This is a genomic window from Pseudomonas amygdali (assembly GCF_002699855.1).
Classification (GTDB): Bacteria; Pseudomonadota; Gammaproteobacteria; order Pseudomonadales; family Pseudomonadaceae; genus Aquipseudomonas; species Aquipseudomonas amygdali.
Genome location: NZ_LKBW01000059.1, coordinates 1 through 11,920, shown reverse-complemented (window position 1 = coordinate 11,920; position 11,920 = coordinate 1). Strand labels below are relative to the sequence as shown.

5 protein-coding genes are annotated in these 11,920 nt (G+C 59.5%); 3 read left to right on the top strand and 2 right to left on the bottom strand.

The genetic code is table 11. The features are described 5' to 3' along the window. The first annotated feature begins 235 nt into the window (after positions 1 to 235). The 3 genes from recC to recD are packed head-to-tail and all read left to right on the top strand — an operon-like array spanning position 236 to position 9,488. Positions 236 to 3,709 carry an exodeoxyribonuclease V subunit gamma gene (gene recC, locus AO277_RS06475; protein ID WP_044319729.1) on the top strand — a complete coding sequence of 1,158 codons (3,474 nt, stop codon included), beginning with the start codon at positions 236 to 238 and terminating at the stop codon, positions 3,707 to 3,709. Next, positions 3,706 to 7,398, top strand: a complete 3,693-nt coding sequence (gene recB, locus AO277_RS06470) for an exodeoxyribonuclease V subunit beta (protein WP_044319730.1) — start codon at positions 3,706 to 3,708, stop codon at positions 7,396 to 7,398. Before recC ends, recB begins: the two co-directional genes overlap by 4 nt. Further along, positions 7,395 to 9,488 carry an exodeoxyribonuclease V subunit alpha gene (recD, locus tag AO277_RS06465; RefSeq protein WP_044319731.1) on the top strand — a complete coding sequence of 698 codons (2,094 nt, stop codon included), beginning with the start codon at positions 7,395 to 7,397 and terminating at the stop codon, positions 9,486 to 9,488. The genes recB and recD overlap by 4 nt, the downstream gene beginning before the upstream one ends. A 233-nt stretch (positions 9,489 to 9,721) precedes the next feature. Here the strand turns inward: recD and AO277_RS28400 are convergent, their stop codons facing one another. Both AO277_RS28400 and AO277_RS06450 read right to left on the bottom strand, forming a co-directional pair. Continuing rightward, complete coding sequence (locus AO277_RS28400) at positions 9,722 to 10,603, bottom strand: hypothetical protein (protein WP_161795809.1); 882 nt, start codon at positions 10,601 to 10,603, stop codon at positions 9,722 to 9,724. Between the two features lie 163 nt (positions 10,604 to 10,766). After that, a complete protein-coding gene (locus AO277_RS06450; protein WP_236691278.1) occupies positions 10,767 to 11,858 on the bottom strand; it encodes a hypothetical protein in 1,092 nt (363 codons plus the stop codon). Positions 11,859 to 11,920 lie beyond the last annotated feature (62 nt).

Below are 11,920 nucleotides of genomic sequence, written 5' to 3'. Positions count from 1 at the left end.
AGTGTGGGGTTTCCCCATGTGAGAGTAGGTCATCGTCAAGATTAAATTCCAGAAACCCTCATCGCTTACGCGTTGAGGGTTTTTGTTTGTCTGGGGTTCCACAAACCTCTGCATTCTCCTGAACTCATAACCCCACCTCTCCGGCAGTCATTCAGACCAACATGCTTATGGCAATCCAGCGCGCTTGCCCTTATGGTTCGGCATCAGGTTCTACGCACCGGTCAAGGAAGCAAGCATGTCCGTTACAACCTCTCTGAGTGCAGGTTTCATGGTGGTTCAAGGCAACCGCCCGGATGAGCTGCGCAGTCTGGTTGTGTCGTGGATGCGACGTTATCCATTGGCCCCCCTGGAAAACGAGATTGCGCTGGTCCAGAGCAACGGCATTGCGCAGTGGTTGAAACTGGCGTTGGCCGAGGACGCTCAGGATGAAGATAGCGGTGGCTGTGGCATTGCCGCAGCCATAGACGTCCAATTGCCCGGTAGCTTCATGTGGACGCTGTACCGCATGGTTCTCGGAAGCGATGAAATACCGTCGACTTCCTTGCTCGACAAGACCCCGCTGACCTGGCGCTTGATGCGCTTGCTCCCTGAACTCATCAATCAGCCACACTTTGAGCCCCTGCAGCGTTTCCTGACCGACGACACTGATCTACGCAAGCGCTATCAATTGTCCGAGCGCCTGTCAGATCTGTTCGACCAATATCAGGTTTACCGCGCCGACTGGCTGGAAGACTGGGCCGCTGGCCGCCTTCAATTGCGCGATGGGCGAGGTCAGGCCAGACCGCTGTCAGCCGCTAATTGCTGGCAAGCCGAGCTGTGGCGCGCGCTGCTGGATGATGTCGGTGCCAAAGGTATGTCGCAGAGTCGAGCGGGTGTACATCAGCGCTTCATCGAGCGCATCGGCAGCATGACCGAAGCGCCTCCGGGTTTGCCGGCACGTGTCATCGTTTTTGGCATTTCCTCGCTGCCCGCACAAGCGCTCGAGGCATTGGCGGGCCTGGCGAAGTTCAGCCAGGTTCTGCTCTGCGTTCACAACCCGTGTCGCCATCACTGGGCTGATATCGTCGCCGACAAAGACCTGTTGCGTCACCAGTACAAACGCCAGGCGCGCAAGACCGGAATGCCGATGGTCCTCGATCCGCAAGCGCTGCATCAGCATGCTCACCCGCTGCTCGCTGCCTGGGGCAAGCAGGGTCGCGATTACATCAATTTGCTGGACAGCCATGATGATCCGCGCAGCTACCGCTCTTCGTTCAAGGATGAGCGGATTGACCTGTTCAGTGAAGTCGAGCCCACCAATCTGCTGAATCAGTTGCAGGACGATATTCTCGAGCTACGCCCGCTGGATGAAACCCGTGAGCTCTGGCCGGCAGTCGATCCGCTGGAAGATCGCTCGGTCCGTTTCCATGTTGCGCACAGTGCGCAGCGCGAAGTGGAAGTGCTGCATGACCAGCTATTGGCACGGTTCAGCAAAGACCCGGGCCTGCGCCCGCGTGACGTGATTGTCATGGTCCCGGATATCGACAGCTACGCCCCACACATACGAGCGGTATTCGGACAGATCGAACGCGAAGACCGTCGCTTCATCCCCTTTACGCTGGCTGATCAGGGCCAGCGCGGCCGCGAGCCGTTGCTGATTGCTGTCGAGCACCTGCTCAAACTTCCGGACAGCCGTTTCCCGGTCAGCGAGATTCTTGACCTGCTGGACGTTCCAGCCTTACGAGCACGCTTCAGGATTCAAGAGCGCGACCTGCCAACACTGCATCGCTGGATAGAAGGCGCAGGCATTCGTTGGGGGCTTAATGCTCAGCAGCGGGCCGGCCTCGGGCTGCCGGATGCCCTTGAGCAGAACAGCTGGCATTTCGGCCTGCGTCGCATGTTGCTGGGTTACGCCGTGGGTGCCGGTGCGGCTTACGACGGCATCGAACCTTACGATGAGATCGGCGGGCTTGATGCGGCGTTGATCGGTCCGCTGGTCGCGTTGATTGATGCTCTTCAGGTCGCCCACACAGAGTTGTCGACACCCACCACTCCGGAAGCGTGGGGTGCCCGCCTGCAATCGCTGCTGCAGTTGTTCTTCCTCGCCGACAGCGAGCATGACGACTACTTGCTTGCCCAACTGGAAACACTGCGCGAGAACTGGCTGGAAACCTGTGCAACGGTAAGGCTGACTGAAGAGCTGCCGCTGACCGTGGTGCGTGAGGCCTGGCTGGCCGGGCTCGATCAAGGGCGCCTGTCCCAGCGTTTTCTGGCGGGCTCGGTCAACTTCTGCACGCTGATGCCCATGCGCGCCATCCCGTTCAAAGTGGTTTGCCTGTTGGGCATGAACGACGGCGATTATCCGCGCGCGCAACCGCCGCTGGATTTCGATTTGATGGGCAGCGATTACCGCCCCGGCGACCGTTCCCGGCGTGAAGACGATCGTTACCTGTTGCTGGAAGCCTTGCTCTCGGCCAGGGACCAGTTGTATGTCAGTTGGGTTGGCCACAGCATTCGTGACAACAGTGAGCGTCCAGCTTCGGTGCTCATCGGTCAGCTTCGCGATCACCTCGCCAGCGGCTGGAAGCTGGCCGGCGAGACCGATCCGGACGTTAAACAGGATGATGAGCGCTTGCTGAAGGCCCTGACTGTGAATCACCCCTTACAACTCTTCAGTGCCAATTATTTCCACGCCGGCACGGGGTACTTCAGCTTCGCCCGCGAGTGGCGTCTGCTGCATGAAACCGACCTTCAGGTGCCCGTGCCTCAAGCGCTGCCGCCTCACGAACAGGAAGAACCGCTGTCCATTGCGCAGCTACAGGATTTCCTGAGAAACCCGGTAAAACACTTTTTCAGCCAGCGCCTGAAGATCTATTTCGAAGTTGCTGAAGCGCCGCTCGCCGATGAAGAGCCGTTCGTGCTCGATGCCCTTGAGCGCTATGGCCTGAGTGAAAGCCTGCTTGGCGCAGGTATGTCCTCGCCGGACAATATGGATGCTGCTCTACAGACTCAGGCGCTGAAACTGCAAGCCAGTGGCCTGCTGCCGCTCGCAGGTTTCGGCACCTTGATGCAGAGCGAGCTGATCGAACCGCTGCCTGACGTACTCAGGCGCTACCACGATCTGTTGGCCCTCTGGCCCGAGAACCTGAGCAGCGCTTTACCGATCAGCTTCAGCCATGCGGGTGTCAGCATCGACGGCTGGCTGGGCGGGTTGCACCGTAACGCCCGTGGCGAGCTGTTGCTGGTTACCGCCATTCCCAACAGCATCGGCTCGAAAAAGACCCGCAAGTGGCACCGGTTGATTCGGCCGTGGGTCAACCATCTGGTGGCGTGCGCTTGCGACCTGCCGTTGAGCACGGCACTGGTCGCCAGTGATGAAACCCTGATGCTGGAGCCACTGGACAAGGCGAGTGCCGTCACCACGCTCAACCACTTGCTGACGGCCTGGCTGCACGGCATGCAGGAACCTCTGCCTGTCGCGGTCAAAACCGCCTTCGCCTGGTTGGGCCAGCCTGCCGACAAAGCCGAAGCGGCTGCCCGCAAAGCCTACGAAGGTGACGGACAGACCACCGATGGCGAGCGCCGCGAAAGCACGGCACTGGCCCGGCAGTTTCCGGACTTTGACGCGCTGGTCGACAGTGAAGAGTTTGCAGGCTGGTGCGAGACGCTCTACAAACCGGTTTACGATGCGCCCTGGCAGTCGTTGTCTGGCGGGGAGGCTGGCGCATGAACGAACATTCCCTTCCTCTGGCACTGCGTTTTCCGCTACGCGGCAGTCAACTGATCGAGGCCAGCGCCGGGACCGGCAAGACCTTCACCATCTCCGCCCTGTACTTGCGTCTGGTGCTTGGGCACGGCACCGAACGGTCAGGCTTTGGTCGTGAATTGCTGCCGCCGCAGATCCTCGTGGTGACCTTTACCGACGCCGCTACCAAGGAGCTGCGTGACAGGATTCGTACCCGATTGGCGGAAGCTGCGCGGTTCTTTCGTGACGAGATTGCCGCACCTGACGGTTTGATTGCCGAGCTGCGCGGGCAGTTCGAGGCCGAGCAGTGGCCGGCCTGTGCCAGCCGTCTGGACATCGCCGCACAGTGGATGGACGAAGCCGCCGTCTCGACGATCCACAGCTGGTGTCAGCGCATGTTGCGCGAGCACGCATTCGACAGCGGCAGCCTGTTCACCCAAACCCTGGAAACCGACCACAGCGATTTGCTCGGTGAAGTGCTGCGCGACTACTGGCGCCGCTTCTGCTACCCCATGAGCGGCGACGCGTTGACTTGGGTGCGGGAAAATCTGAGCGGTCCGGCGGCGTTGTTGCCGCGTGTGCGAGGTTTGTTTGGTCGTGATCGCAGCCCGCCCACTCAAGAGCCCGCCGAACTGATCGAGGCGTCATTGCAGGAGCGCCGAGCAGCGCTCGCTGCCCTGAAAGCACCTTGGGCCGCCTGGGCTGAAGAGCTGTATGCGCTCTGTCAGGACGCCGTAGCCCGCAAAGTGGTCGATGGCCGCAAGATGCAGGAGCGCTACTTCAAGCCCTGGTTTGAAAAGCTTGCTGCATGGGCCGCTGACGACACACAGGAAACGCTGGACCTGGGAACCGGTTTCACTCGCCTGACCCCGGAAGGTGTTGCCGAAGCCTGGAAAAGTGATCCGCCTTCACATCCTGCTTTCGAGGCCATGGCACAGCTGAAAGCTGCGCTGGACAGCCTGCCCAAGCCGGATGCCGCGGTGTTGCAGCATGCGGCGCAGTGGGTAAGTGCCCGCTTTGAAGAAGAGAAGCGGCGTCGCGCCGAGATGGGGTTTGACGACATGCTGCTCAGGCTCGATGCCGCCCTGCACAGCGCTGGCGGCGAACGTCTGGCCACCCTGATTCGTGAGCAGTTTCCGGTAGCGTTGATCGATGAGTTTCAGGACACCGACCCGGTGCAGTACCGGATCTTCGACAGCATCTATCGCCTTGAAGGTAACGACGAGCAGACCGGGCTGTTCCTGATCGGCGACCCCAAGCAGGCGATCTATGCGTTTCGCGGTGCCGATATCTATACGTACCTGCGCGCCCGGCAGGCCACCGATGGCCGTTGGCACACGCTGGACACCAACTACCGCTCCAGCCATGCAATGGTCGCGTCGGTCAACCATGTCTTCACGCGCGCAGAGCAACGTACGCAAGGTCGCGGAGCGTTCCTGTTTCGTGATGATCAAGGCAATCAGGTGCCGTTCTCCGATGCGCTGGCCCAAGGGCGCAAAGAGACCCTGGAAGTCGACGGCGCGCCACTGACTGCACTCACGGTCTGGCATCTTGAAAGCGAACAGCCGGTGTCCGGGGTTATTTATCGCCAACAGTTGGCGGCCAGTTGCGCCAGCGAGATCGTGCGCCTGCTCAACGCCGGTCAACAGGGCCGTGCCGGTTTCGCCATGCTTGATAAACCGCTGCGCGGGCTGCGTCCGGCCGACATTGCGATTCTGGTCCGCGATGGAAAGGAAGCGCAGGCGGTGCGTCAGCAACTCAGCGCGCGTGGCGTGCGCAGTGTTTATCTGTCGGACAAGGATTCAGTATTCGCCGCTCAGGAGGCCCACGACCTTCTGTCCTGGCTCAAAGCCTGTGCCGAGCCCGATTCCGAACGTACGCTGCGTGCCGCACTGGCATGTATCACGCTTGACCTGCCGCTGGCCGAGCTGGAGCGTCTGAATCAGGACGAACTGGCGTGGGAACGGCGCGTCATGCAGTTCCGTGGCTATCGTGCCGTGTGGCGCAGTCAGGGCGTGCTGCCGATGCTGCGCCGCCTGCTGCACGACTTTGCCCTGCCGCAGACATTGATGACGCGCACCGACGGTGAGCGAGTACTGACCAACCTGTTGCACTTGTCTGAACTGCTGCAGCAGGCCGCCGCCGAACTGGACGGCGAACAGGCCTTGATTCGGCATCTGGGCGACCACCTGGCACTGTCCGGTCAGGCTGGCGAAGAACAGATCCTGCGTCTGGAAAGCGACGAGCAACTGGTCAAGGTGGTGACCATCCACAAGTCCAAGGGCCTGCAATATCCGCTGGTGTTCCTGCCATTCATTTGCTCCTCGAAACCCGTGGACGGCAGTCGCCTGCCACTGCAGTTTCATGACGCCGACGGCAACTCGCAGATCAGCCTGCAACCCACCGAAGCGCTGATTCAGCAAGCCGATGACGAACGTCTGGCCGAAGACCTGCGCTTGCTCTACGTGGCGCTGACCCGTTCCGAACACGCTTGCTGGCTGGGCGTTGCCGACCTCAAACGCGGCAATGCCAGCAACTCGATGCTGCACCGTTCGGCGTTGGGTTATTTGCTGGGTGGCGGTGTTGCGCTGGCCGAGTCGGCAGAGCTGAAAGTCTGGCTGCGTGATCTCGCGCAAGGCTGTGATGCGATTGCCTTGCAGCCTGTTCCCGAGCCCACTGACGAACGCTTCAGTGCGCCGCGCAACGAAGCCGCGCTGGTCCAACTGCTGGTACCCAAACGTCGCGCTGCCGAGAACTGGTGGATCGCCTCCTACAGCGCCCTGCGTATCGGCGACACCGTAACCACCGGTGCCGATGAATCGCCTGACAGCCCGCAGGCACAGAAGCTGTTCGACGACGAGCGCCTGGACCCTGAAGCGCCGCGTGACATTTTGACCAGCGGCGGCGATATCCACCGCTTTCCGCGTGGCCCCAATCCCGGCACCTTTCTGCATGGACTGCTCGAATGGGCTGGCAACGAAGGTTTTGCGCTAACGGCGCACACGCCTGAACTGCTGAGAGACGCCGTTGCACGTCGCTGCAGCCGTCGCGGCTGGGCGGGCTGGATCGACACGCTGAGCGATTGGCTACAGCAGATGCTGAACATACCGTTGCGTCTGTCGCCGGATGCCACGCCGGTCGCGCTGGGTGAGCTGAATCAGCCCAATCAGTACCGCATAGAGATGGAGTTCTGGTTCGCCAGCAACAACGTCAATGTGGCGCAGATGGATGCCCTGGTACGCCGCTTCACCCACAACAACGCGCCGCGTGCTGCGACCGAGACGGTCTCGCTCAACGGCATGTTCAAAGGCTTTATCGACCTGACGTTCGAACACGAAGGCCGTTATTACGTGGCTGACTACAAGTCCAACTGGCTGGGCACCGACGACACTGCGTACACCGAACTGGCGATGGAAACCGCCATTCTCGACAACCGTTATGACCTGCAATACGTCCTGTACTTGCTGGCGTTGCATCGTCAGCTCAAGGCACGGATGGCCGACTATGATTACGACCAGCACATGGGCGGCGCGCTGTATCTGTTCCTGCGCGGCAGCCGCTCGGCCTCTCAAGGTGCGTATTTTGTCCGTCCGCCACGCGAACTGATAGAGAGTCTGGACCTTTTGTTTCAGGGTAAACCGTTAGCGCATGACCTGCCGGGAGCATTGGCATGAGCCGCTCGTTCGACGATCTGTTGCCCACCGCGCTGGACGACATCAGCCTCGCTGAATTGAGTCCGCTGACGCGCGTCGGCGATCTGTTGATCCTGCTGGAGCGCTGGGTCGAGCGCGGCTGGTTGCGTGCGCTGGACAAAGCATTTGTCGCGTTTCTCAGCGACCTCGATCCGCAGGCCGATCCGCTGGTGCTGGTCGCTGCGGCGCTGACCAGCCATCAACTCGGCCACGGCCATGTCTGCCTGGATCTGTACGAAACCCTGAAAGAACCGGACTTCGCCCTGTCATTGCCACCCGAGGGCGATCAGCAAGGCGGGACAATGCTGCTGCCCTCGCAACTGCTGGCAGCACTGGATGGCGCCGCCTGGTGCCAGGCGCTGGCGCGCAGCATGCTGGTGGCCGAAGTCGGAGACTCAAGTGCCGAGGCGCTGCAAAAACCATTGGTGCTGGCCGAGCGACGTTTATACCTGCGCCGCTACTGGACCTATGAACGGCGTATCGCCGCAGCCTTGCGTCAGCGCCTGGCGCAGAGCGAAGCGCCACCGGAGGATCTGCCGCAGCGCCTGAATGCCCTGTTCGGGCCTGCGAACTCAGCGCCTCAAGCCATTATCGACTGGCAGAAACTTGCCTGCGCGCTGGCGACCCGCAAGGGCTTCAGCATCATCACCGGTGGCCCTGGCACCGGTAAGACCACAACCGTGGTGCGCTTGCTGGCGTTATTGCAGGCACCGGCGGTGCAGAGTGGCCAGCCGTTGCGCATCCGTCTGGCGGCACCTACCGGCAAGGCGGCGGCCCGGCTGACCGAGTCCATCAGCCAGCAGGTGCAGAGCCTGGACGTCAGCGACGACGTACGGCAGAAAATCCCCAGCGAAGTCACCACCGTCCACCGCCTGCTGGGCAGCCGCCCCGGTACCCGGCACTTTCGCCATCACGCAGGCAACTTACTGCCACTGGACGTGCTGGTGGTTGATGAAGCATCCATGATCGACCTGGAAATGATGGCCAATTTGCTCGACGCATTACCGCCGCATGCGCGCATGGTGCTGCTCGGCGACAAGGACCAGTTGGCGTCCGTTGAGGCGGGTGCGGTACTGGGCGATTTGTGTCGCGACGCCGAAGAAGGTTTTTACAGCCCTGAAACTCAGGCCTGGCTTGAAGCTGTCAGCGGCGAAGACCTCAGCAAAGGTGCCTTACGCCAAGGCGATGCGCAGCACCATCCATTGGCCCAGCAGGTGGTGATGCTGCGCCACTCGCGTCGTTTTGGCCAAGGCAGCGGTATCGGCCAGTTGGCCCGACTGGTCAACCAGCAGCAGGACCAACAGGCCCGCGCGCTGCTTGCGGCGGGCAGTCATGACGACCTGTTCGCCCTGGCGTTGAAGGGCGAACAGGATCTGAAGTTCGAACGCCTTGTGCTCGACGGGCTTGGCAGAGGCGAGCAAGGTCCGCAGGGTTACCGCCATTACCTCAACGTACTTGCCGCCTGGCGGCCCGCCGATGATTCGGCACTCGACGACCATTGCTGGACCCGTTGGGCGCGCTCGGTACTCAGCGCCTTCGACGCCTTTCAACTGCTGTGTGCCGTGCGCAAAGGCCCGTGGGGTGTGGAGGGTTTGAACCAGCGCATCACTCACGCGCTGTTCAACGCGAAGCTGATCGAAAGCGAACAGCAATGGTACGAAGGTCGCCCGGTGCTGATGACCCACAACGACTATGGCCTCGGCCTGATGAACGGCGACATCGGCATCACCTTGCGCCTGCCCGAGCGCGACGGCGAGGGCAAACAGGTGTTGCGCGTCGCCTTCCCCCGCAACGACGGCAGCGAAGGCGTACGCTTCGTCCTGCCCAGCCGCCTCAACGAGGTCGAAACCGTGTACGCCATGACCGTACACAAATCCCAGGGCTCGGAATTCGCCCACACCGCCCTGATCCTGCCCGAAGCGCTCAACCCGGTACTGACCAAAGAACTCATCTACACCGGCATCACCCGCGCCAAACACTGGTTCAGCCTGATCGAACCCCGCCAGGGCATCTTCGAAGAAGCCCTGCGCCGCAAGGTCAAACGCCTGAGTGGGCTGATGTTGGGGCTTTGAGCCTGCCCGTGATCACGCCTAAGCCGCCTGCAGTCTGTAATGCACAAGTCGTGAAGGCTCTGAAAAGCTGGCGTCTGCCCGGATGGAGCGGAAGCGGACCGCGCGCCCCTTCGCTTATAGTGGGAGCGGACTCGTCCGCGAACTGCCGGGAACCGGCAGCAACGGTGCACACGGTACATCAGACGCAACTGAGGCAGCCCGTCTAAGGGCCGCCGCAGATCCGACACAACACCTCACACGCCATAATCCACATACCGCGCCATGAGATTCGGGCGGCTGAACGTGTCAATCGCATAAACCCGCTGCCACATGGCATCGACCTCGGCCTTGAACGTGGCGTCATCCATGTCGATCCAGTAGCGAGGGTCGCGGCCGCGCTGCTGATCGTAGCTGGCAGTGACCGGGTCCAGGTGCCGGTACGGTTCAAACAACGGGATATCCGGAATCGGGCCGCTGGTGTCCATGTAATTTTGCAGGAAGTCCCAGAGTGCACAGGGGCGTTGCTGGAAATCGTCAGGGCTGAGCAGTGCGTGAAAGTTGATGGACTGCTCTTCGTAGCGATGCTGGAGCATCAGGCCGTGATAGCAGCCATGACGATCATGCTTGGTGGTCATGTAGGCATCGAACTCGTAGAACGGCGCGATGAACTCGTCGATAACCCCTTCTTTTCGATGGCGTTTGTAGCCGAAGATGGTGACCAGACCCGTTCTGCGGTTTAGCTCCCAGAGTGGGCCTTTTGGCGGGCGGAACCAGAGGCGGGGGAAATGATTTACAACGATGTATCCCACGCTCCAGCAGAGTAGAGGGGGGAGTGAAATAAAGTAGCCACCTCCAATAAGCGTGTCAAAAAAATTAATTTTTGTGTAAGAATTTATCGAGGCAACATACATCATTAATGCTATAAATATATGAAATGGCGTAAATATTAAAAACGACCATTTTCCACCGAGATATGCGTAAATCCAGATTTTTGAATTCATGGGCAGCTGCGCAAAGCGCAGACGCTCGTGATCATAATTTTGATGAAGGTTTACCCCTTCAAACGTTGCTGGGACATAGGCTCCACTATTTGTGCTCTCCTGCTTTTCTTGTCTGATTTTTTTCCAAAAACGCATCTCCGCTGGGGTCGGCTCGTCCAAAATACTGTCTGGCACTACAGCCTTTGTGTGCCCCCAGGCCAAGCGCGAATCCTCAAAATTATAAGCAGATTGTGCAGGTTGAGCGGGTACGCTGTTTGGTAGGTAAGCGCTTTCGCCGTAGTAGGTGTTGCTTTCGGAATTAATCACTAGACGAAGCCCCGTGCGTGACTTCGTCAGCCCAGAACGGTTGATTGATTTTTCCAAAGTCAGGCGTTTCCCAGTTTTGGCTGTACTGAGTGGAGTCCTTGACACCCGGGGCGGGGAAATAATATTTTTCTCCTCCGCGCGTCAGGATAAATTGAGCTCTTACCGCCCATTTGTAATAATGTCTGCGGCTGCCTGTCGAGGATATCTGATTAACTTTAGTTGTGAAAAAAAGCTCCAGTGCATCAGGGTGCAGCCGTTGTGCATTCGGCGTTTCAGGTCTTTCACCGGCCTCACTTTCTGCTCGATAAGGAACGCCCTGATTATTGGTTCTTTCAGTGATACGGCACTGCCGACACTCGGCTTGAATACTGATGCTGTCGAGACGACCTATAAGGCCCGGCAAGCGGCTTTGCAGGCGAATAATCGTGTCTGCACTACGGATGGCGTGAGGTATGTCGGCGCGAGTATTAAATGTAGCGTGCTGTTCGTAAGCCGGATTTTTTTCGATGGAAATGCTAATGCCGGCAAGCAAGCTCGTCAGCCGATAGAAAGCCTCTGCCGGGTCTCGTAAATATCGGTCGATTGAATGAGACTCGCCAAATGGGCCGTTTGCTAACCAAGACTCCAACGGAGTTGAACTCATCAAGATCACAAAACCCACGCCCACAGCGATCAGCAGCAATGCGGTCCAACCCAGTGCAGTAAGTCCAAGCAGCTTTGTAGCCGCTCCGAATAACGCTCCTAGCGCACCCGCTAGCCCTCCCATAGATAGCATGAGATAGCCGTACATAGCGCCATCGTTCCATTGCCAGGCCTGCCATGCATCAATGATATTGACTGCGGACAGAATCCAGCCAGAAAAGAAGAAACCTAGCAGTCGACCAGTGACTTTTTCGGTGAACTTTCTGGCCAGTGCCTCGCCGAAGAAAACAGCGGCTTTTTTCGATGAAATAGTGAATAAGGTTATTCTGGTTACGGAGATTGCTGATTGCTGACCTGCCAGTTTGACTGCTAAGGCTTCCAACGCTATTGCAAAATCAAGACCAGCACCGAATATGCCTAAATCCGTTCTAGGGAGTATCAGTTTTTTTGTGTTCGGGCTGGTTAGGGCCTGCCGTCAGGCAGGCCCTTGTTTTACCAGCTCGG

Excerpts from the sequence above, each read along its gene's own strand:
- recD (WP_044319731.1), top strand. The coding sequence starts at position 7,395 with ATGAGCCGCTCGTTCGACGATCTGTTGCCCACCGCGCTGGACGACATC.
- recC (WP_044319729.1), top strand. The coding sequence starts at position 236 with ATGTCCGTTACAACCTCTCTGAGTGCAGGTTTCATGGTGGTTCAAGGC.
- recB (WP_044319730.1), top strand. The coding sequence starts at position 3,706 with ATGAACGAACATTCCCTTCCTCTGGCACTGCGTTTTCCGCTACGCGGC.
- AO277_RS28400 (WP_161795809.1), bottom strand. The coding sequence starts at position 10,603 with ATGCGTTTTTGGAAAAAAATCAGACAAGAAAAGCAGGAGAGCACAAAT.